Source organism: Streptomyces sp. NPDC041814 (genome assembly GCF_055590565.1).
The window spans coordinates 1-20,554 of the sequence record NZ_JBVJAM010000016.1 but is presented as its reverse complement, the minus strand read 5'-3'; the positions used below and the strand labels follow the sequence as shown (position 1 = coordinate 20,554).

The window sequence follows — 20,554 nt, the reverse complement described above, 5'->3', positions numbered from 1 at the left end:
GCACGGGCCACTGACAACGCCGCTCAGGAGACCGGCCGGGAGTCCGTCCACACCGACTCGAACTCCTCGCGGTACGTCTCGAACAGCCCGTGCTCGTACCCTTGCCCCGCACGGACCACCGCACGCCCGCCGCCGCGCAGCACCAGCACCGGCGCCTCCATGCCGCGCGCCCGGCGCAGATAGGTCTGGACGACCCCGACCGCGTCGGCCCCGTCGCCGTCCACCAGGTAGGCCGTGAAGCGCGGGGTCTCGTCGAAGACGTGGATCTGGAAGGCGTCCGGGTCGCGGAGCTTGGCGCGCACCCGGCGGGTGTGCAGGATGTTCATCTCGACGGACCGGCTCAGCTCGCCCTTCTTCAGGCCGAGCTCCCGCTCGCGGCGCTTGACGGCGCTGCTGGCCGGGTTGATGAAGAGCAGCCGGATCCGGCAGCCCGACTCGGCGAGCCGGATGAGGCGGCGTCCGGAGAAGTTCTGCACCAGCAGGTTGAGCCCGATGCCGATCGCGTCGAGCCTGCGGGCGCCGCCGAACAGGTCCTCGGCGGGCAGCTGCCGCTGGAGGCGCACCCGGTCGGAGTGGACGGAGACCACGTCCGCGTACCGGTCGCCGACCAGTTCCTCGACCGCGTCGACCGGGAGCCGGTCCGCGGACGGCACCCCCGCGCCGCTGCCCAGCATCTCCAGGAGCCGGGCGGAGGCCCGCTCGGCCTGGGCGAGCACCGCCTCGTTGAGCGCGCGGTTGCGGGAGACGACGTTGCGGGTGACCTCCAGCTCGTCGAGCGCCAGTTCGACATCGCGGCGGTCGTCGAAGTACGGCTCGAAGCACGGCCAGTGCTGGACCATCAGCTCGCGGAGCTGGGGCAGGGTGAGGAAGCTGAGGACGTTGTCGTCGGCCGGGTCGAGCAGATAGCCCTTGCGGCGGGAGACCTCGCGCACGGCGACCGCGCGCTGCACCCACTCCTGTCCGGCGGGCCCGGCGGCGGCCACCACCCAGTCCTCGCCGTGGACGGGCTCGTAGATCGGCCGGAGCACCGCCGCCACGACGGCGCGGAGCCGCTGTTCGACGAGATTCAGCCAGATATAGGCGCGCCCGGCCCGCTGGGCGCGCGTGCGCACCTCGCTCCAGGCATCGGCGCCCCAGTCCAGCTCCGCACCGATCTCCAGGGGCTGCGCCAGCGAGACCGCCCCGGGCGGGACCTCGGCCACGTCCCCCTCGTGACCCGCGTCACCCGGGGGCAGCTCGAACCCTCCCGAGCTCACCCACGCACCGCCTTCCACTCCCCCACCAACGATCAAGGAAGGGTACTCCGGGAGCGGGAGCCGGTGCAGCCGGATGCGCAGGCTCCTTTACCAACTCCCCATGGAATCAAACCTGTTCCGGTTGACGGCTTCGACGGGAGTGAGCGGATTCATAGGGATTAAACACCCCAGCCGGGGTGCGAACCGGACAGCTCGGACGTGGGACCGGCCGGAGGCCGGTTCCGGGCGACGCGGAGAGGCACGAGGTTGACCGACGGGCCGACGTCCTAGGTCGGGGGCGCTCTTTCGGGGAAGATCTGGGCCGGGGCCCAGGCCCCGGGGAGAGGCGGCCCGCATCCCCCAGGGCGACGGCGGCAGGACGGGAAGAGTCGAATCCATGCAGGTGTGGCCGGGACAGGCGTACCCGCTCGGTGCCACGTACGACGGCGCCGGGACCAATTTCGCGGTCTTCTCGGAGGCCGCCCACCGAATCGAGTTGTGCCTGCTGCACGACGACGGTTCCGAGACGGCGGTGGAGCTGAGAGAGACCGACGCGTTCGTCCGGCACGCGTATCTGCCCGGGGTGATGCCCGGTCAGCGCTACGGCTTCCGCGTGCACGGCCCGTACGAGCCGGAGCGGGGCATCCGGTGCAACTCCGCCAAGCTGCTCCTGGACCCGTACGCCCGCGCGGTGTCCGGGCGGATCACGTGGGGGGAGGCGGTGTACGGCTATCCGTTCGGGAAGCCGGACGCGCGCAACGACCTCGACTCCGCCCCGCACACCATGACCTCGGTCGTGGTGAACCCGTACTTCGACTGGGGCGACGACCGGCGCCCCCGTACGGACTACCACCGCACGGTGATCTACGAGGCCCATGTGAAGGGCCTGACGATGCTCCATCCGGGGCTGCCGAAGGAGCTGCGCGGCACCTACGCCGGGCTGGCGCATCCGGAGATCATCGCCCATCTGACGGAGCTGGGCGTCACGGCGATCGAACTGATGCCGGTGCACCAGTTCGTCCAGGACCACCGGCTGGCGGACGCGGGGCTCGCCAACTACTGGGGCTACAACACGATCGGCTTCTTCGCCCCGCACAACGCCTACGCCTCCTGGGGCGACCGGGGCGAGCAGGTGCTGGAGTTCAAGCAGGCCGTGCGCGCCCTGCACCAGGCGGGCATCGAGGTCATCCTCGACGTGGTCTACAACCACACCGCCGAGGGCAACCACCTGGGGCCCACGCTGTCGTTCCGGGGCCTGGACAACGCCTCGTACTACCGGCTGACCGACGACCAGCGCTACTACATGGACACCACGGGCACCGGGAACTCGCTGCTCATGCGGTCGCCGCACGTGCTCCAGATGATCATGGACTCGCTGCGGTACTGGGTGACCGAGATGCACGTGGACGGCTTCCGCTTCGACCTGGCGGCCACGCTGGCCCGGCAGTTCCACGAGGTGGACCGGCTGTCGTCGTTCTTCGACCTGGTGCAGCAGGACCCGGTGGTCAGCCAGGTCAAGCTGATCGCCGAGCCGTGGGACGTGGGCGAGGGCGGCTACCAGGTGGGGAACTTCCCGCCGCTGTGGACCGAGTGGAACGGCAAGTACCGGGACACGGTCCGCGACCTGTGGCGGGGCGAGCCCCGGACGCTGGCCGAGTTCGCCGGGCGGCTGACCGGGTCGTCCGACCTGTACCAGGACGACGGGCGGCGTCCGCTGGCCTCGATCAACTTCACCACCTGCCACGACGGCTTCACGCTGCACGACCTGGTCTCGTACAACGACAAGCACAACGAGGCCAACGGCGAGGGCAACCGGGACGGCGAGAGCCACAACCGGTCCTGGAACTGCGGCGCCGAGGGCGAGACGGACCGGCCCGAGGTGCTGGAGCTCCGCGAGCGTCAGATGCGCAACTTCATCGCCACGCTGATGCTGTCGCAGGGCGTGCCGATGCTCAGCCACGGCGACGAGTTCGGGCGTACCCAGCAGGGCAACAACAACGCCTACTGCCAGGACAACGAACTGTCGTGGGTGCACTGGCCGGAGCCGGCCGCCGCGGTGGGCGCGGACGGCGAGGACGAGGACGACGGGCCGGGCGGCGGGCCCCAGGACATGAGCCTGCTGGAGTTCACCCGGGCGATGGTGTGGCTGCGCCGCGACCACCCGGTCTTCCGCCGCCGCAGGTTCTTCCACGGCCGCCCGGTGGAGGGCACGCACGACGAGCTCTCCGACATCGCCTGGTTCACGCCCGAGGGGCAGGAGATGACCCAGCGGGACTGGCAGGCCGCCCACGCCAAGGCCCTGACCGTCTTCCTGAACGGGCACGCCATCTCGGAGCCGGGGCCGCGCGGGGAGCGGATCTCCGACGACTCGTTCCTGCTGATGTTCAACGCGAGCGCCGAGACCCTGGAATTCGCGGTGCCGGTCAACCACGGCCGGCAGTGGCACGCCGTCGTGGACACCGCGCGCCCGGCCGGAGTGCTGCCCGGGGCCGGGCCGAAGGTGGCGGCGGGCGATCGGGTGACGCTGGTGGGCCGGAGCATGGTGGTGCTGCAACGACCGGCCTGACCGGTCCGCGCGGGGCCGCCCGTGTCACCCCGTCGTGCCCTTGTGCCGCGCTCGGTGACACAGGCGGCCCCTATGTGGGTACGAAGGTTCCCATGACGCCTACCGCCACGTACCGGCTCCAGCTCCAGCCGGAGTTCCCGTTCCGCGCCGCCGAGGACGCCGTGCCGTACCTCGCCTCGCTCGGCGTCTCCCATCTGCACCTCTCCCCGGTCCTCGAAGCCGTGCCGGGGTCCCGGCACGGCTACGACGTCACCGACCACGGCCGGGTCCGGGCCGAGCTGGGCGGTGAGGAAGGGCTGCGGCGGCTCGCGCGCACCGCGCGGGAGCACGGCCTCGGCCTGGTCCTGGACATCGTGCCCAACCACATGGCGGCCGACCCCGTCCACAACCACGCCCTGCGCGAGGTGCTGCGCGCGGGCCCGGAGTCCCCGTACGCCAGCTGGTTCGACATCGACTGGGCGGCCGGCGACGGGCGGATGCTGCTGCCGGTGCTCGGCGGCCGCGTCGGCGACGAGATGGAGCGGATGCGGGTCGACGGCGAGGTGCTGCGCTACGGCGAGCAGGAGTTCCCGCTCCGCGAAGGAACCGCCCACCTCCCGCTCCCCGAACTGCTGGACGCCCAGCACTACCGGCTCGGCTGGTGGCGGCTGGCCCGTACCGAGCTGAACTACCGGCGGTTCTTCACCATCTCGGACCTCATCGGGGTGCGGGTGGAGGACCCGGAGGTCTTCGCCGCCACCCACGGCAAGATCCTCGAACTGGTCCGGGACGGGGTGGTCGACGGCCTGCGGATCGACCACCCGGACGGTCTCGCCGACCCGGCCGGCTATCTGGAACGGCTCTCCGGGGAGAGCGGCGGAGTGTGGACGGTGGTGGAGAAGATCCTCACCGGTTCAGAACGGCTGCCGGCCGGCTGGCCCGTCGCCGGGACCACGGGCTACGACGCGCTGTACCGGATCGACGGCCTCTTCACCGACCCCCAGGGCGCCGCCGAGCTGCTGGGCCACTACCGCGAGGCCGCGTCCCCGGCCGGCGACCGGGGGGGATACTGGACGGCGACCGTGCGCCGGGCCGCGTACCGCGTCGTCACCCATGAACTGGCGGCGGAGACGGAGCTGCTGACCCGCCTCGCCGCGCGGATCTGCGCCGCGGACCCCGCGCTGCGCGACCACGCCCCCTGGGCGCTGCGCACCGCCATCCGCGAGCTGCTGGTACGCGTCCCGGTCTACCGTCCGTACGTCACGGCGGGCGGCCCCTGCTCCGAAGCGGCCGAGGCGACGCTCGACGCGACGACGGTGAGCGACGCCAAGGCGGTGTTCGCCGTGCGTGAGGAGGCGTTGGCGGTCGACGTGGTGCGGGACCTGGCGCTCGGGCGGCTCGGTGGCGGCGCGGACCGGGCGGCGTTCTGCGCCCGGTTCGCCCAGACGTCGTCCGCGCTGCGGGCGAAGGCGGTCGAGGACACCGCGTACTACCGCTACCTGCCGTTGGTCTCGGCGAACGAGGTGGGCGGCGACCCGGGCCACCCTGCGGTCGGGCCGGAGGACTTCCACGCCTTCTGCACCCGGCTCGCCCGCGACTGGCCCGCCACCGGGACGGCGCTGACGACGCATGACACGAAGCGCAGCGCGGACGTGCGGGCCAGCATCGCGGTGCTCTCGCAGTGCCCGGGGCGGTGGGCGGGTCTGGTCGCGGGGCTCGGCCGGTCCGCCCAGGCCGCGCCCGATCCGCAGCTGGCCTGGCAGGCGTGGCAGACGGCGGTCGGCTGCGCGGGGATTCCGGCGGGTGAGCGGGCTGCGCGGCTGGAACCGGCGCTGCTGAAGGCGGTGCGCGAGTCGGGCCTCTTCACGAGCTGGACCGAGCCCGACCCGGTGTACGAGCGGATGGCGTCGGACTTCGTCGCCGCCGGGCCCGCCGCGGACACCGGTCCGGTGCGGTCCCTGGTGGAGGAGTTCGCCGCCCCGCTCGCCGCCCATGTGCGGGCGCAGTCGCTGGGCGCGGCCCTGGTGCACCTGACGATGCCCGGTGTGCCGGACCTCTACCAGGGCACCGAACGCGCGTATCTGGCGCTGGTCGACCCGGACAACCGGCGGCCGTTCACGGAGCCGTCGCCGGACGCGCCCGCCGACGAGAAGGCGGAGCTGACACGGGTCGCGCTGCGGCTGCGGCGGGAGCGGGCGGCGGTGTTCGGCGAGTCGGGCACGTACGCCCCGCTGCGCGCCTCGGGTCCGGCGGCCTCGCACTGCGTGGCCTTCTGCCGGTCCGGCGAGGTCGTTACGGCGGTGACCCGGCTGTCGCTGCGGCTCGCGGAGTCGGGCGGCTGGCGCGGGACACGGCTGGCCCTGCCCGACGAGGGCGTGTGGCGGGATCTCCTCACGCCGGGCAGGGAGTTCACCGGCGGCACGGTGGAGGTGGCGGAGCTGTTCGCGGACCGGCCGGTGGCGTTGCTGGTACGGGGGTGAGGCTCAGCCCGGCCGGACGAGCAGCGAGCGCGGGCCCCGGGTGAGCAGGCCCGTGGCGGCCGGCCGGAAGCCCTCCGCCCAGCGGAGCCGGGGCATCGCGTCGAGCAGGGCGCGCAGCCCCTGTTCGGCCTCCAGGCGGCTGAGCGCCACGGCCGGGCAGCCCGCCGGGCCGGGCAGCGTGCGGTCCTGGTCCGGGCGGAACGGGTCGAACGTGTCCGGGGCCGCGAACCGCCCGGGGTCGCGCGCGGCCGCCCCGACGAGGCAGGCGACGGGGGCCCGCGCGGGGAGGGTGCCGCCGCTGAGGGCGACCTCGGTGACCGTGCGGCGCAGGACGACCTGGACCGGCGGGTCGCGGCGCAGCGACTCGGTCCAGGCCCGGCCGGTGAGCGCGGGTTCGATGCGCAGGGCTGCCAGCAGGTCGGGGTCGTCCAGCAGACTGGCGAGGAGCGAGGCGAGCACGGTCCGGCGCAGGGCGGTGTCCCGGGCGCAGGGCCCGTCGCCGGCCGGTGCGGCGGGCAGCCAGCGGCAGAACTCCTCGACCAGGTCGGCCCGGGAGGAGCGGGCGATCCGCCGGGCGAGCACATAGGCGGTGCGCTCCATGCGCTCGGCGAGCCCGTCCGGGACGGTGCCGGTCACGACGGTGTAGCGGTCGGCGGGCAGGCAGCGGGGGCTGCCGTGGCACAGCCCGAGCGGTGCGGGCCCGCCCCGGGGCGCCCCGTCCTGCGGGAAGCCGGTGAACCGGGGGTCGGCGAGGGCGAGGGTCACATCGTCGTACCGGCTGACCAGCCAGGCGCCGAGGGGCGCGTCGTAGCTGAGCGGGTACTGCTCGCGCAGCATCCGGTAGAAGCGGTACGGGTCCCGGGCCGCGCCCCGCGCGAGGAGGCTGGGCCCGGTGCAGGGCCTGCGGGACCTGGCGGAACGGGTGGCGTGGCCTCGCGGCTCGGGCGAGGTCGTCGGGGCCGGTATGTCTCGGGGCGCGTCTGCCTGCATGGCGGTTCCCCCGGGCGAGTCGGTACGCCGGTGGACGGCGCGGTCCCCCTCAGGGCATCACCTGAACGGTCGCTTCGCAGTCGGCGCGCGCCCGTCCGGGTGACACGGTGGGCGTGTCGCAGGCGCTCCGGGCTTCGGCCAGGAGTTCGGTGAACGCGGCGGCCGCGCCGGTCAGCGGGACGCGCGAGAAGACGGCGAGCTCGCGCCGCCAGGCCGGGTCCACGGTGAGCAGGGCGCAGTCCTCGCCGACCGCGCCCCGGACGACGTGGGCGGGGGCGGTGGCGACGCCGACCCCGGCCGCCGCCATGCGCACCGCCGTCGAGGTGTGCTCGGTGCGCACCGCCGTACGGGGGCGGAAGCCGGCCCGGGCGCAGGCCCAGTCGATGAAGGGCGTCCCGTCCACGAGCGGTTCCATGGCGCAGCGCACCCAGAAGCGGTCGGCGAGCTCCTGGAGGCGGACCGACGCCCGCCCGGCGAGGGGGTCGTCGAAGGGGGCGACGAGGACGATGTCCTCCGTGCCGACGGGGACGACCGGGCCGGTCCAGCGGGTGGGCGGCGGGCCGACGGCCAGGTCGGCGGTGCCCCGTTCGATCCGGTCCTCCAGTGCCTCGGTGGTGGCGTACTCGTGCAGGACGAGGGCGACGCCGGGGTGGGCGGTCCGCCAGCGGGCGAAGACGTCCGGGAGGATGCCGACGGCGATGGCGTGGACGGTGGCGATGTGGAGTTCCCCGCCCTGCGCACCGGCGGCGGCGCGCGCGGCACGGCGGGCCTGGGCGGCGCTGCGCACGGAGCGTTCGGCGTGCGGCAGGAAGGCCCGGCCCATCGCGGTCAGCCGCGCCCCGCGCGGCAGCCGTTCGAGCAGGGGCCCTCCCACGGCCCGCTCCAGGGCCTTGATCTGGTGGGAGAGCGCGGGCTGGGTGACGTGGAGCCGGTCGGCGGCCCGGGTGAAGGACGCCTCCTCGACCACGGTGAGGAAGTACTCCATCTGCCGCAGGCTCATCGCGCCCTCGTCCTATGAGCTCCGTGCATGGAAACCACACAAACATTGCCTTGGACTCATGGCAAGGACCGGGCGGAGGGTGGGAGCCATGACACAGGACCAGCGGGTGGGGGAAGCCGACGTCGTCGTCATCGGCGGCGGTACCGGGGGCTATTCGACGGCGCTGCGGGCGGCGGGGCTCGGCCTGGCCGTGGTGCTCGCGGAGCGCGACAAGGTGGGCGGGACCTGTCTGCACCGGGGCTGCGTCCCGAGCAAGGCGATGCTGCACGCGGCCGAACTGGTCGACGGCATCGCGGAGGCGCGGGAGCGATGGGGCGTGAAGGCGGTCCTCGATTCGGTCGACTGGCCGGAGCTGGCCGCCACCCGCGACGACATCGTGGCCCGCAACCACCGGGGCGTGCAGGCGCACTTGGCGCACGCCGGCGTCGAAGTGGTCGCGGGGAGCGCCCGGTTGACCGGTCCGCGCACGGTGCGGATCGAGGGGTACGGGGAGGTGGCCGCCCGGCGCGGCATCGTGCTGGCGACCGGCTCCCGGCCCCGGACGCTGCCGGGCCTGGCGGCGGACGGACGGCGGGTGGTGACCAGTGACGACGCCCTGTTCGCGCCCGGCCTCCCGGAGTCGGTGCTGGTGCTGGGCGGCGGCGCGATCGGGGTGGAGTACGCCTCGCTGCACCGGTCGATGGGGGCGCGGGTGACCCTGGTGGAGGCGGCGGACCGACTGGTTCCGCTGGAGGACGCGGATGTGTCCCGCCATCTGACCCGGGGGCTGAAGAAGCGGGGCGTCGACGTGCGGACCGGGACGCGGCTGCTGGAGGCCGTGCTCCTGGACGACGGCGTACGGGCCACGCTGCGTGCCCCGCGCGGCGAGACCAGGACCGTCGAGGCCCAGCGGCTGCTGGTGGCCGTGGGCCGGGTCCCGGTGACGGACGGGCTCGGGCTCGCGGCCGCCGGGCCGGCCGTCGATGAGCGGGGGTACGTGACACCGGCGGACTGGTCGCGGCTGGAGACCTCGGTACCGGGCATCCACGTGGTCGGCGATCTGCTGCCGCCGCCGTCCCCCGGGCTCGCCCACGCCTCGTTCGCGGAGGGGCTGTTGGTCGCGGAGGCCCTGGCGGGGCTCCGTACGACGGCGGTGGACTACGACGCGGTGCCCCGGGTCACGTACTCGGCACCGCAGACGGCGGCGGTGGGGCTGTCCGAGGCGGCGGCGCGCGAGGCGGGCCACGACGTCGTGGTGAACACCATGCCGCTGACGGCCGTCGCGAAGGGCATGGTGCACGGCCAGGGCGGCATGGTGAAGGTGGTCGCGGAGCGGGACGGACGGGTGCTCGGCGTGCATCTGGTCGGGCCGCACGTATCGGAGATGATCGCCGAGTCCCAGCTGATCGTCGGCTGGGACGCGGAGCCCTTCGACGTGGCCCGGCACATCCACCCGCACCCGACGCTCTCCGAGGCGATCGGCGAATCGTTCCTCACCCTGGCGGGCCGGGGACTGCACCGACAGGCGTGAGCGCGGCCCGGTCCGAACGGCTACGCGGGCGGCCGGAGCGCCGGTGCGGAGAGGCGGAACATCATGCGGCCGAAGCTCACCTGGTCCCCCTCGCGCACCGGGACCGTGCCGGTGACGCGCTGCCCGTTGACGCAGGTGCCGTTGGTCGAGCCGAGGTCCCGCAGCAGCCAGCGGTCGCCGTGCGCGGTCAGCTCCGCGTGCATCCGGGAGACGGTCTCGTGGGTGAGGCGCAGTCCGTTGCCCGGGTCGCGGCCGATGAGCAGCGGGTGCGGGCTGGGGGCGGGCAGCAGCAGCTTGGGCAGGCGCTCCGCCCGCCAGGCCCGGCGGACCCGCTCGGGAAAGCCGGAGACCCCGCCGACCACACGCAGCAGCTGCCGCGACCAACGGCCTTCGCGCTCAAGGTCCTTGGTGAGCGCCTCCAGCTCCTCGGGGCGGCTCGTCGTCAGCGCCACCTCCATGCGCCGCATGAAGGTGTCCTGGGAGAGCTTGCCCTGCGCCGCGCCCTCCCTGAGCACGACGAGAACACGGTCGCGCTGCGCGTCGGACAGGCGCGCGGTGGGCGTGTGGTACTCGAACGGGGACGTCACGGCTCGATTGTCGGTCCGACGGCCCCGGGGTGTCCAGAAGGACCCCGCTTTCCGCCACTCTGACCTGCACCGGATAACCGGGGGCGGCCCGTACGGAACGTTGCTAGGGTCGGCCGCTGCCGTCCGGACACCGCCGTGACGCGCCCCCTTCGCCTTTGGAGCTCAGTGCCCGACGCACCGCTTGACCTGACCATCCGTCCGCTGACCGGCCCCGAGGAGCTGAAACTCTTCCTCGGTCTCTCCTACGTCCTCGACCACGAGTTGGCCGACGATCTCGACACGGGCCGCCGCCGCCCGGAATGGATGTGGGTGGCACTGCGCGGCGACCGCGTGGTGGCGCGCATCGCCTGGTGGAGCAGGGACGGCGCGGCACCGCTGCTGCTCGACTTCTTCGACCTGGACGACACCCTGCCGCCCGCGGAGCGCGAGGAGGCCGGGCTGCGGCTGGTCGAGACGGCGACCGCCGCCGTCGTTCCGGCCGGAGCGCCGCGCCCCGAGTACGGGCGGTTCGTGCCGGCCGACTGGCGTGAGGACCCGGCCGTCCGTGAGGCCGTCGAGGCCCGGATCCGGGTCATGGAGCGCACCGGGGCCCGGATGCTCGTGGAGCGCCTGCGCCTGGAGTGGCGCGCCGGGACCGAGGTGCCCGCCCCGACCGGGCGGCTGCGGTTCCGGCCGGTGGCGGGGCGCGAGGATCTGCTCGCGCTGATGACGCCGGTGATGGAGGGCACCCTCGACGCGCACGGGAAGCAGGACCTGGCGTCCGGGCTGACGCCGCGTCAGGCCGCCGAGAAGCATTACGACGAGGAGCTGGCCGGGTACGCGACGCCCCGGGAGTGGTGGCGTGTCGCGGAGCTTCCGGCCGGCGAGCCCGTGGGCTTCGTGATCCCGGCCCGCAACGACTACAACCCGATCATCGCGTACATCGGGGTGCTGCCCGCCCACCGCGGTCACGGCCACATCGACGACATCCTCGCCGAGGGGACGCGGATACTGGCCGCGCAGGACGGCGTGGAGCGCGTCCGGGCGGCGACGGACCTGGGCAACGTGCCGATGGCGAAGGCGTTCGCCCGGCTGGGCTACGTCAATTTCGAGCGCGCCTTCGACATGGTGTGGGACGACTGACGGGCGCCTCGCCTCCGTAGCACCATGGGCCGGGGCGACCGGGCCCGGGAGCGAGGGAGTGCTGCATGTTGTTCGAAGTATGGGCACCCGATGCGGGGTCGGCCGTGCTGCGGCTGGCGGGCGAACCGCGGCCCATGGAGCCCGATCCGGACCGGCCCGGCTGGTGGACCGCCGAGGCGGAGGCCGCGGACGGCGACCGCTACGGCTTCGCCCTCGACGGCGGTCCCGTGCGCCCCGACCCCCGCTCGCGCCGCCAGCCGGACGGCCCCGACGGCGAGTCGGCGGTGGTCGACCACGCCGCGTACACCTGGCGGTCCGAGTGGGCGGGGCGCGAGCTGCCGGGCGCGGTCCTGTACGAGCTGCACATCGGCACGTTCACCGCCGAGGGCACGTTCGACGCGGCGGCGGCCCGGCTCGGCCATCTCGCGGAGCTGGGCGTCACCCATGTGTCGCTGATGCCGGTGTGCCCGTTCCCCGGGGTGCACGGCTGGGGGTACGAGGGCGTGTCGCTGTGGGCCGTCCACGAGCCGTACGGCGGGCCCGAAGGGCTCAAGCGCTTCGTCGACGCGGCGCACGGCCTCGGGCTGGCCGTCGTCCTGGACGTCGTCCACAACCACCTGGGCCCGTCCGGGAACTACCTCCCCGCGTTCGGCCCGTACTTCACCGAGACGCACCACACCCCGTGGGGCGCGGCGGTCAACCTGGACGCACCGGGCTCCGACGAGGTGCGGGCGTACCTGCTGGGCAGCGCGCTCGCCTGGCTGCGGGACTACCGGCTCGACGGGCTGCGGCTCGACGCGGTGCACGCGCTGGCCGACACCCGGGCGCTGACCTTCCTGGAGGAGCTGTCCGCCGGGGCCGACGCGCTCGCCGCCGAGCTCGGGCGCCCGCTGCCGCTGATCGCGGAGTCCGATCTGTGCGACCCGCGCACCACGACCCCGCGCGAGGAGGGCGGGCTCGGGCTCCACGCGCAGTGGAACGACGACTTCCACCACTGCCTGCACACCGCGCTCACCGGTGAGTCGCAGGGCTACTACGCGGACTTCGCGGCCGCCCCGCTGGCCGGCCTGGCCAAGACGATGACCAGCGCCTTCTTCCACAACGGCACGTACTCCAGCTTCCGGGGCCGTACGCACGGCCGCCCGGTCGACGTCACCCGCAGCGCCGCCCACCGCTTCGTCGGCTACGCCCAGACCCACGACCAGATCGGCAACCGGGCGCTCGGCGACCGGCTCGCCGCCTCCCTCTCCCCCGGGCTGCTGGCCTGCGCGGCGGCGCTCGTGCTGACCGGCCCCTTCACGCCGATGCTGTTCATGGGCGAGGAATGGGGCGCCCGCACCCCGTGGCAGTTCTTCACCGACCACACGGACCCGGAGCTGGCGGAGGCCGTACGGACGGGCAGGCGGCGGGAGTTCGGGGCGCACGGCTGGGCGGAGGAGGACATCCCGGACCCGCAGGACCCTGCCACCCGGGCCCGCTCCTGCCTGGACTGGGACGAGCTCCACCACGAGCCGCACGCCCGGCTGTACGCCTGGTACCGCGAGCTGATCGCCCTGCGCCGCACCCTGCCGGACCTGCGCGACCCGGACCTGGCGAGCGTCAGGGCCGCGTACGACGACGGGGCGCGGTGGCTCGCGGTGCGCCGGGGCGACCTGCGGATCGCGGTCAACCTCGACGCGGAGCCGGCCGCGATCCCGCTGGGCAACGGGCGGCACCGGGGCGGTCCCGGCCGGGTCCTCGCGGCGTGGCTGCCGGTGGACCCGCCGGGCCCGGACGGGATGCTGCGCCTGCCGCCGGAGTCCTGCGTGGTCCTCGCGGACGACTGACCGGCCCTACTCCACGATCGCCAGTTCGCGGGCGGTGGCGTTCAGGCGGCGCCCGCCGTCCTCGGTGACGGTCACGATGTCCTCGATGCGGACGCCGAACCGGCCCGGCAGGTAGATGCCGGGCTCCACCGAGAAGCACATGCCGGGCACGAGCGGCTGCTCCTCGCCCTCGATCATGTACGGCGGTTCGTGGGTGGTGACGCCGATGCCGTGGCCGGTGCGGTGGATGAAGCGTTCCCCGTAGCCGAACTCGGTGATGACGGCGCGGGCGGCCCGGTCGATCTCCTGGCAGGCGACGCCGGGGCGCACCGCCGCGCAGCCCGCCTGCTGCGCCTCGCGCACGATGTCGTGGACCCGCTGCTCCTCGGCGTTGGGCTCGCCGACGTGGACGGTGCGGGAGGTGTCGGAGCCGTAGCCGTGCTTGAGGCCGCCGAAGTCGAGGACGACCATGTCGCCCCGCTCGATGGTGCGGTCACCGGCTTCGTGGTGCGGGTTGGCGCCGTTGGGGCCGGAGCCTACGACGGTGAAGTCGACCTGGGAGTGCCCGTATTCGGTGAGCAGCCGGGCCAGGTCGGCGGCGACGTCGGTCTCCTTCCGGCCGGAGAAGCGGACCTTCAGGATCTCCTCGTACGCGGCGTCGGCGGCGGCCCCCGCGGCGGCGAGCCGTTCCAGCTCGTGGGCGTCCTTCACCGCGCGCAGCATCGGGAGCGCCTGGGTGAGCGAGGAGTACGAGCTGTCGGGCAGCCGCTGCTGGAGGCCGAGCAGGTGCATCGCCCAGGCGTTGTCGCTGATCCCGAACCGGCCCCGGGCGTCGAGCAGCGGGGCGGTGACCTCGTACGGGTCCTTGCCGTCCGTCCAGTCGCGCAGGGTCAGGGCCGGGGCGCCGACGGCCTTCGCCGCGTCCGGCGCCTCCAGCGTCGGCACGACGAGCACGGGGTCGTGGCCGGCCGCGAGGACGAGGAGGGTGAGGCGTTCCGTGATCGCGGTCGGCTGGTAGCCCGTCAGGTACACCAGGTCGGGGCCCGGCGCGACGAGGACCCCGGCGAGCCCGGCCGCGGCGGCGCTCTCGGCGGCCCGCGCCATCCTGGCCCGGTAGTCGTCGGCGGTGAACGGCACGGGCTGGTTCGTGGGCATGCGGATCCTCCTGACGGCGCGGAACGGCCCTCCCATCCTGCCCGCCCGCCGGTGCGCGCGCGAGCGGGTCACCGGACGACGAGGTCGGCCCGGTCCCGCCCGGCCGCGACGAGCCGGGCGTTGGCCTCGTCGGACCGGGCCACCCAGCGCTCGGCCTCGGCCCGGTCCTTCCCGTACCGCACATGCCGTGCGACGAGCCGGGGGACGCGCACCGCGTCGTCCGGATCCAGGTACCACGCCTCGTCCAGCAGCGCGCGCACCGGGGCCCAGGGGCCGTCGCCGTACAGCAGGTAGTTGCCCTCGGTGACGACGAGCGGGACGTCGGGCGGTACGGGGACCGCTCCGGCGACCGGTTCCTCCAGGGACCTGTCGAAGGCGGGGGCGTAGACGACGGTGCCGGGCTCGGGGGCGCGCAGCCGGTGCAGGAGGGCTACGTACCCGGCCGCGTCGAAGGTGTCGGGCGCGCCCTTGCGACCGGCCCGGCCGAGGCGTTGGAGCTCCGCCTGGGCCAGGTGGAAGCCGTCCATGGGCACGAGGACGGCGAGCGGGCCGAGCGCGTCGGTGATCCGCGCGGCCAGGGTCGACTTGCCGGCTCCGGGCGGCCCGGCGATGCCGAGGACGCGCCGTCCCCCAGTGCGGGCGAGCCGGTGCGCGCGGGCGGTGAGGTCGGGGAGGTCCATGCCGATAGTGTCGCGTCCGGGGCCGTTGTCCCTCCCCCCGACCGTGCCCCGAGGAGTCCCATGGCCCACATCGCCCTGGTCACGCTGGTCGTCCGCGACTACGACGAAGCCCTTTCCTTCTACACCGGCGCCCTCGGCTTCGAGCTGGTCGAGGACACCGACCGGGGCGACGGCTCGCGCTGGGTGGTGGTGCGCCCGCAGGGCACCGAGGGCACGGGGCTGCTGCTGGCCCGCGCCAAGGACGAGGCCCAGGCGGCGAGCGTCGGCGCGCAGACCGGCGGCCGGGTCGGCTTCTTCCTGCACACCGAGGACTTCGCGGCCGACCACGCCCGGATGACGGCGGCCGGGGTGCGCTTCCTGGAGGAGCCGCGCCACGAGGTGTACGGCTCGGTCGCGGTCTTCGAGGACCTGTACGGCAACCGCTGGGACCTGCTCCAGCCGGCGTGACCGGGGCGCCTGCGGGCGGCTCCCCTCAGCCCGCCGCGCCCGCCAGCGCCTCCAGGACCGGGGCGATCAGCGGGTGGGCCTCGGCCCCCCGGCGCACCGCCGCGAAGACCCGGCGGGTGGGGGCGGTTCCGCGTACCGGGCGGACCACCACGCCGGTCAGGGGCATGCCGCTCAGGGCGGTGCGCGGCACCAGGGCCACTCCGGCGGCCGCTCCGGCGAGGGCGACGACCGCGTGGAAGTCGTCCGAGGAGTGTTCGAGATTCGGCGCGAATCCGGCGTACTCGCAGGCCAGGACCACCACGTCGTGGCAGGGGTTGCCGGGGTAGGGCCCGATCCAGGCGTCCTTGGCCAGCTCGGCGACGGCCACCTGCTCCTGGCCGGCCAGCCGGTGCCCCACCGGGAGCACCGCGTCGAACGGCTCCGAGTAGAGGGGGACGCGGGTGAGCCGGCGGTCGTCCTCGCCGGGCGCGCCCCGGTACTCGACGGCGACGGCGACGTCGACCTGCCGGTCCAGGACCATGGGGACGCTCGCGTCGCCCTCGGCGTCCTGGACGCGGACCTTGATGCCGGGGGCGGTCCGGCTCAGCGCGGCGATGGCGGGGGCGAGCACCAGCCCGATGCCGGTGGCGAACGCGGCGACCGTGACCGTACCGGCCTCGCCCGAGCCGTACGCGGCGAGCTCGGCCTCCGCCCGTTCCAGCTGGGCCAGGACCGCGTTGGTGTGGGTGAGCAGGATCTCGCCGGCCGGGGTGAGGCGGGCGCCCCGGGAGCCGCGTTCGACCAGCCGGTGGCCGGTCTCCTGCTCCAGGGCGGCGAGCTGCTGGGAGACGGCGGACGGGGTCAGGTACAGGGCGGCGGCCGCGGCGGTCACCGTGCCGTGGTCCGCCACGGCACGCAGGACGCGCAGCCGCCGGGCATCGATCATGCGACCTATTGTCCCAGGTCGTGGGGGAACGCCGGCCCGGGTCGCGGGGGCGCCCTGACCGCCCCCGCGACCGTCCTGGGTCCGCCCCTCAGCCCTCCAGCTCGGCGCGCGCCGCGACGAACGCGTCCACCGCGCGGTTCACGTCCTCCGTGGAGTGCGCCGCGGAGAGCTGGACGCGGATGCGTGCCGCGCCCTGGGGGACGACCGGGTACGAGAACCCGATCACGTACACACCGCGCTCCAGGAGCAGCTCCGCCATCCGGCCTGCCTTCGCCGCGTCCCCGATCATGACGGGGGCGATGGCGTGGTCGCCGGGCAGGATGTCGAAGCCCTCCTCGGTCATCCGGGTACGGAAGAGCGCGGTGTTGGCGTTGAGCCGCTCGCGGAGGTCGCCGGCGGACTCCAGGAGGTCGATGACCTTGAGCGAGGCGGCGGCGATGACCGGGGCGAGCGAGTTCGAGAAGAGGTACGGGCGCGAGCGCTGGCGCAGCAGGGCGACGATCTCGGCGCGGGCCGCGACGTAACCGCCGGACGCGCCGCCGAGCGCCTTGCCGAGGGTGCCGGTGATGATGTCGACGCGGTCCATGACGTCGTGCAGCTCCGGCGTACCGCGCCCGCCGGCGCCGACGAAGCCGACGGCGTGCGAGTCGTCCACCATGACCATGGCGTCGTAGCGCTCGGCCAGGTCGCAGATCTCGCGCAGCGGCGCGACGTAACCGTCCATGGAGAAGACGCCGTCGGTGACGATCAGCCGGCGCCGGGCCCCGGACGCCTCCTTGAGCTGTGTCTCCAGGTCGGCCATGTCGCGGTTGGCGTAGCGGAAGCGCTTGGCCTTGGAGAGGCGGATGCCGTCGATGATCGAGGCGTGGTTGAGCGCGTCGGAGATGACCGCGTCCTCGGCGCCGAGGATCGTCTCGAACACGCCGCCGTTGGCGTCGAAGCAGGAGGAGTAGAGGATCGTGTCCTCCTGGCCCAGGAAGGAGGAGAGCCGCTGCTCCAGCTCCTTGTGGACCTCCTGGGTGCCGCAGATGAAGCGGACCGAGGCCATGCCGTAGCCCCAGCGGTCCAGCGCCTCGTGCGCGGCGGCGATCACGTCGGGGTGGTCGGCGAGGCCCAGGTAGTTGTTGGCGCAGAAGTTCAGCACCTCGCCGGGGCGGCCCCCGGCGGTGACGGCCACGGTCGCGGACTGCGGGGTGCCGATGACGCGCTCGGGCTTGTGCAGCCCGGCCGCCTCGATCTCTTCGAGGGTGGTGCGCAGATCGTCGCGTACGGAGTCGAACATGCCGGTTCCTTGGTCCTTGAAGGGGCGGGGAGGGTCCTTGAAGGGGCGGGAGGTCAGACGGTCCAGTCGAGGATGACCTTGCCGCCGCGCCCGCTCGCCGCGTCGTCGAAGGCCGCCTCGAAGTCGCGGTAGCCGTACCGGCCGGTGATGACGGGGGCGAGGTCGAGGCCGCCCTCCAGCAGGACGGACATGGCGTACCAGGTCTCGTACATCTCGCGGCCGTAGATGCCCTTGATCGTGATCATCGAGGTGACGATCCGGGCCCAGTCGACGGCGAATTCCTCGGCGGGGAGCCCGAGCATGGCGATCCGGCCGCCGTGCGTCATGTTCGCGATCATGTCGCGCATGGCCTCGGGGCGGCCGGACATCTCCAGGCCGATGTCGAAGCCCTCGCGCAGGCCCAGTTCCTTCTGGCCGTCGGCGATGGTCGAATCGGCGACGTTGAGGGCCAGGCTGACGCCGACCTTGCGGGCCAGTTCGAGGCGGGCCTCGCTGACGTCGGTGATGACGACGTTGCGGGCGCCGGCGTGCCTGGCGACGGCGGCGGCCATGATGCCGATCGGGCCGGCGCCGGTGATCAGGACGTCCTCGCCGACCAGCGGGAAGGACAGCGCGGTGTGGACGGCGTTGCCGAACGGGTCGAAGATCGCGGCGACGTCGAGGTCGACCGGGACCCGGTGCACCCACACGTTGGACGCGGGCAGCGCGACGTACTCCGCGAAGGCGCCGTCGCGGCCGACGCCCAGGCCCAGCGTGGAGCGGCAGAGGTGGCGGCGGCCGGCCAGGCAGTTGCGGCACTTGCCGCAGACGAGGTGGCCCTCGCCGCTGACCAGGTCGCCGACGGCGATGTCGACCACGTCCGCGCCGATCGCGGCGACCTCGCCGACGAACTCGTGGCCGAGGACGAGCGGGGTGCTGATGGCCTGCTGCGCCCAGCCGTCGTAGTTGCGGATGTGCAGGTCGGTCCCGCAGATGCCGGTGCGCAGGACCTTGATCAGTACGTCACCGGGGCCGGTCTCGGGCTCGGGGACATCCATCAGCCAGAGCCCGGGCTCGGCCTTCTGCTTCACGAGTGCCTTCACGGCTGCGGCTCCCTGTACGGCGTTGAGCTCCCCGGGCCGGGGGCACGACTGAGGAAGCCTGCGGCCCGGGGAAGGATGAGAGGGACGGCTCGGCAGCGCGCTCGCACCGGCTGCCGCGCACCATCCTCCGCCGTCACGGAGAAATCTGCCGTACCCCGCGCCCCAGGTCCATCGAGGTTTTCTTAAGCGGGACCGCAGCTCCGCTTCACACCGCGCACGGGGCAGCTCAGTCGCGCGGCCAGGGCCGTCCGTCGAGGCGTTCGATGTCGCGGTTGAGCCGGGCCAGGTCGTCCGCGAAGCGGGCGGCCTCCTCCGGGGTCCACTCGGCGAGGACCCGTTGCAGCCCCTCGCGGTTCTCGGCCCGGTCCTTGTCGAGGCGGCGTTCGCCCTCGTCCGTGATGACGAACTTGCGCGCGATCCCGCCGTCCGGGTCGGCGATGCGGTCGACCACACCGGCGCGGAGCATCGCGGCGGTCTGCCGGTTCAGCGTCGAGGTGTCGAGGCCGAAGGCGTCGTGCAGCTGGCCGATCGACATCGGCCCCTGGGCCCGGATGCGGCTGAGCAGGATGTACGCGCTCCTGTCGAGCCGCCCGCCGCCGCGCGAGGTGAGCAGGCTCATGTGCCGGCCGAGCAGCATCGTCTCGAACTCGATCCGGTCCACAGGCATGTCCACGCAAGGCTCCCTACGACTGCGGTACGCCTCCCCCACCGGAATGGCGACCTCTCTGTACACATATACCACGGAATGTGTGCACGATGCACGCATCGTGCATGATGCACAACATGCCGCCCTGGGCGCCACCGGCCGGAAGGGTTTGAACGGCGGCCTCCACTCGAACCGGTTGTCCTGCCTGCCCAGGGGCCGCACATTCCGCTTCCCCTGGGCCCGTTCACGCACCCCGCCGTAGACTCGCCGGATGGCGAAGTATTTCGACGTACACCCCGAAAATCCCCAGCAGCGCACCATCACGAACGTGGCCGAAAGCATCCGCTCCGGGTCGCTCGTCGCGTATCCGACGGACTCCTGCTACGCGCTCGGGTGTCAGCTCGGCAGCCGGGACGGCCTGTCCCGCATCCGGGCGATCCGCAACCTCGACGACCGCCACCACTTCACGCTGATGTGCCAGAACTTCGCCCAGCTCGGGCAGTTCGTGCACATCGACAACGACGTGTTCCGTACGGTCAAGGCGTCGACGCCCGGCCAATACACCTTCATCCTGCCGGCCACGAAGGAGGTGCCGCGCCAGCTGCTGCACCCCAAGAAGAAGACGGTCGGCGTCCGGATCCCGGACCACCCGGTCGTCCAGGCCCTGCTGGCCGAGCTGGGCGAACCGCTGCTCTCCAGCACGCTGCTCCTGCCCGACGAGGCCGAACCCCTCACGCAGGGCTGGGAGATCAAGGAGCGTCTGGACCACGAGGTGGACATCGTCATCGACTCCGGCGACTGCGGTACGGAGCCCACGACGGTCATCGACTTCTCCAGCGGCGAGCTGGAGATCGTACGGCGGGGAGCCGGGGACACGTCGCGGTTCGAGTAGCCGGCCCGGCCCCCGCGGCGGCCTCGCCGAAGACCGCGGGGGGTGTGCGGGCGCGGGGGGGGCCCCCCCCCGGGGGGGGGGCCCCCCCCCCCCCCGCCCCCACCCCGGGGGGGGCCCCCGGCCCCCCGCCCCCCCCCGGCCCCCCGGGGCCCCGCCCCCCCCCCCCGCACC

General features: G+C 73.7%; 17 protein-coding genes. 7 read left to right on the top strand and 10 right to left on the bottom strand.

Features of this window, described 5'->3' with window-relative positions; genetic code table 11:
- Nucleotides 1-23: 23 nt before the first annotated feature.
- A complete protein-coding gene (locus tag ACZ6C6_RS31175) occupies nucleotides 24-1,256 on the bottom strand; it encodes an SAV2148 family HEPN domain-containing protein (protein ID WP_469207654.1) in 1,233 nt (410 codons plus the stop codon).
- Nucleotides 1,257-1,632: 376 nt separating this feature from the next.
- On the opposite strand from ACZ6C6_RS31175, the gene glgX reads away from it, so the two are divergent.
- Together glgX and treY are read left to right on the top strand one after the other, a co-directional pair.
- Nucleotides 1,633-3,801, top strand: coding sequence for a glycogen debranching protein GlgX (glgX, locus tag ACZ6C6_RS31170; RefSeq protein WP_469207652.1), 2,169 nt, complete (start codon nucleotides 1,633-1,635; stop codon nucleotides 3,799-3,801).
- A 92-nt stretch (nucleotides 3,802-3,893) separates the two neighbouring features.
- Nucleotides 3,894-6,260, top strand: coding sequence for a malto-oligosyltrehalose synthase (treY, locus tag ACZ6C6_RS31165; protein ID WP_469207651.1), 2,367 nt, complete (start codon nucleotides 3,894-3,896; stop codon nucleotides 6,258-6,260).
- 3 nt (nucleotides 6,261-6,263) lie between these two features.
- On the opposite strand, the gene ACZ6C6_RS31160 is transcribed toward treY, so the two are convergent.
- The gene (locus ACZ6C6_RS31160) at nucleotides 6,264-7,250 is read right to left on the bottom strand and encodes a cytochrome P450 (RefSeq protein ID WP_469207649.1); all 987 of its coding nucleotides are present in this window, start codon (nucleotides 7,248-7,250) and stop codon (nucleotides 6,264-6,266) included.
- A 49-nt stretch (nucleotides 7,251-7,299) separates the two neighbouring features.
- Entirely contained in the window at nucleotides 7,300-8,250 is a 951-nt protein-coding gene (locus ACZ6C6_RS31155; RefSeq protein ID WP_469207647.1) for a LysR family transcriptional regulator, read from the bottom strand.
- Between the two features lie 88 nt (nucleotides 8,251-8,338).
- Between ACZ6C6_RS31155 and lpdA the strand changes: the two genes are divergently transcribed.
- Entirely contained in the window at nucleotides 8,339-9,760 is a 1,422-nt protein-coding gene (lpdA, locus tag ACZ6C6_RS31150; protein ID WP_469207646.1) for a dihydrolipoyl dehydrogenase, read from the top strand.
- Nucleotides 9,761-9,780: 20 nt separating this feature from the next.
- On the opposite strand, the gene ACZ6C6_RS31145 is transcribed toward lpdA, so the two are convergent.
- Nucleotides 9,781-10,347, bottom strand: coding sequence for an FHA domain-containing protein (locus tag ACZ6C6_RS31145; protein ID WP_469207644.1), 567 nt, complete (start codon nucleotides 10,345-10,347; stop codon nucleotides 9,781-9,783).
- Nucleotides 10,348-10,512: 165 nt separating this feature from the next.
- Between ACZ6C6_RS31145 and ACZ6C6_RS31140 the strand changes: the two genes are divergently transcribed.
- Both ACZ6C6_RS31140 and treZ read left to right on the top strand, forming a co-directional pair.
- A complete protein-coding gene (locus ACZ6C6_RS31140) occupies nucleotides 10,513-11,469 on the top strand; it encodes a GNAT family N-acetyltransferase (protein WP_469207642.1) in 957 nt (318 codons plus the stop codon).
- A gap of 65 nt (nucleotides 11,470-11,534) precedes the next feature.
- The gene (gene treZ / locus ACZ6C6_RS31135; protein WP_469207640.1) at nucleotides 11,535-13,295 is read left to right on the top strand and encodes a malto-oligosyltrehalose trehalohydrolase; all 1,761 of its coding nucleotides are present in this window, start codon (nucleotides 11,535-11,537) and stop codon (nucleotides 13,293-13,295) included.
- 6 nt (nucleotides 13,296-13,301) lie between these two features.
- Here treZ and ACZ6C6_RS31130 read toward each other — a convergent pair whose 3' ends face one another.
- Nucleotides 13,302-14,429: a M24 family metallopeptidase gene (locus ACZ6C6_RS31130; RefSeq protein WP_469207638.1), complete on the bottom strand. Its 1,128-nt coding sequence runs from the start codon at nucleotides 14,427-14,429 to the stop codon at nucleotides 13,302-13,304.
- 68 nt (nucleotides 14,430-14,497) lie between these two features.
- Nucleotides 14,498-15,109, bottom strand: coding sequence for a nucleoside/nucleotide kinase family protein (locus ACZ6C6_RS31125; protein WP_469207637.1), 612 nt, complete (start codon nucleotides 15,107-15,109; stop codon nucleotides 14,498-14,500).
- Nucleotides 15,110-15,169: 60 nt separating this feature from the next.
- Here ACZ6C6_RS31125 and ACZ6C6_RS31120 point away from each other — a divergent pair, with 60 nt between their 5' ends.
- Nucleotides 15,170-15,556 carry a VOC family protein gene (locus ACZ6C6_RS31120; protein ID WP_469207636.1) on the top strand — a complete coding sequence of 129 codons (387 nt, stop codon included), beginning with the start codon at nucleotides 15,170-15,172 and terminating at the stop codon, nucleotides 15,554-15,556.
- Nucleotides 15,557-15,581: 25 nt separating this feature from the next.
- Here ACZ6C6_RS31120 and ACZ6C6_RS31115 read toward each other — a convergent pair whose 3' ends face one another.
- From ACZ6C6_RS31115 to ACZ6C6_RS31100, 4 genes are all read right to left on the bottom strand, one after another.
- Nucleotides 15,582-16,481 (bottom strand): LysR family transcriptional regulator, encoded by a 900-nt coding sequence (locus ACZ6C6_RS31115; protein WP_469207634.1) that lies wholly within the window; start codon nucleotides 16,479-16,481, stop codon nucleotides 15,582-15,584.
- Between the two features lie 88 nt (nucleotides 16,482-16,569).
- The gene (locus ACZ6C6_RS31110) at nucleotides 16,570-17,763 is read right to left on the bottom strand and encodes a glycine C-acetyltransferase (RefSeq protein ID WP_469207632.1); all 1,194 of its coding nucleotides are present in this window, start codon (nucleotides 17,761-17,763) and stop codon (nucleotides 16,570-16,572) included.
- Between the two features lie 53 nt (nucleotides 17,764-17,816).
- Nucleotides 17,817-18,845 carry an L-threonine 3-dehydrogenase gene (gene tdh / locus ACZ6C6_RS31105; RefSeq protein WP_469207630.1) on the bottom strand — a complete coding sequence of 343 codons (1,029 nt, stop codon included), beginning with the start codon at nucleotides 18,843-18,845 and terminating at the stop codon, nucleotides 17,817-17,819.
- A 226-nt stretch (nucleotides 18,846-19,071) separates the two neighbouring features.
- Nucleotides 19,072-19,518 (bottom strand): MarR family winged helix-turn-helix transcriptional regulator, encoded by a 447-nt coding sequence (locus ACZ6C6_RS31100; protein WP_469207629.1) that lies wholly within the window; start codon nucleotides 19,516-19,518, stop codon nucleotides 19,072-19,074.
- 244 nt (nucleotides 19,519-19,762) lie between these two features.
- On the opposite strand from ACZ6C6_RS31100, the gene ACZ6C6_RS31095 reads away from it, so the two are divergent.
- Complete coding sequence (locus ACZ6C6_RS31095; protein ID WP_469207627.1) at nucleotides 19,763-20,383, top strand: L-threonylcarbamoyladenylate synthase; 621 nt, start codon at nucleotides 19,763-19,765, stop codon at nucleotides 20,381-20,383.
- Nucleotides 20,384-20,554: the final 171 nt, after the last annotated feature.

What these genes read in the sequence shown, in the direction of transcription:
- ACZ6C6_RS31125 (WP_469207637.1), bottom strand. Translation starts at nt 15,109, where the DNA reads ATGGACCTCCCCGACCTCACCGCCCGCGCGCACCGGCTCGCCCGCACT.
- ACZ6C6_RS31110 (WP_469207632.1), bottom strand. Translation starts at nt 17,763, where the DNA reads ATGTTCGACTCCGTACGCGACGATCTGCGCACCACCCTCGAAGAGATC.
- ACZ6C6_RS31160 (WP_469207649.1), bottom strand. Translation starts at nt 7,250, where the DNA reads ATGCAGGCAGACGCGCCCCGAGACATACCGGCCCCGACGACCTCGCCC.
- lpdA (WP_469207646.1), top strand. Translation starts at nt 8,339, where the DNA reads ATGACACAGGACCAGCGGGTGGGGGAAGCCGACGTCGTCGTCATCGGC.
- ACZ6C6_RS31120 (WP_469207636.1), top strand. Translation starts at nt 15,170, where the DNA reads ATGGCCCACATCGCCCTGGTCACGCTGGTCGTCCGCGACTACGACGAA.
- glgX (WP_469207652.1), top strand. Translation starts at nt 1,633, where the DNA reads ATGCAGGTGTGGCCGGGACAGGCGTACCCGCTCGGTGCCACGTACGAC.
- ACZ6C6_RS31130 (WP_469207638.1), bottom strand. Translation starts at nt 14,429, where the DNA reads ATGCCCACGAACCAGCCCGTGCCGTTCACCGCCGACGACTACCGGGCC.
- ACZ6C6_RS31095 (WP_469207627.1), top strand. Translation starts at nt 19,763, where the DNA reads ATGGCGAAGTATTTCGACGTACACCCCGAAAATCCCCAGCAGCGCACC.
- treZ (WP_469207640.1), top strand. Translation starts at nt 11,535, where the DNA reads ATGTTGTTCGAAGTATGGGCACCCGATGCGGGGTCGGCCGTGCTGCGG.
- ACZ6C6_RS31155 (WP_469207647.1), bottom strand. Translation starts at nt 8,250, where the DNA reads ATGAGCCTGCGGCAGATGGAGTACTTCCTCACCGTGGTCGAGGAGGCG.
- treY (WP_469207651.1), top strand. Translation starts at nt 3,894, where the DNA reads ATGACGCCTACCGCCACGTACCGGCTCCAGCTCCAGCCGGAGTTCCCG.
- ACZ6C6_RS31115 (WP_469207634.1), bottom strand. Translation starts at nt 16,481, where the DNA reads ATGATCGATGCCCGGCGGCTGCGCGTCCTGCGTGCCGTGGCGGACCAC.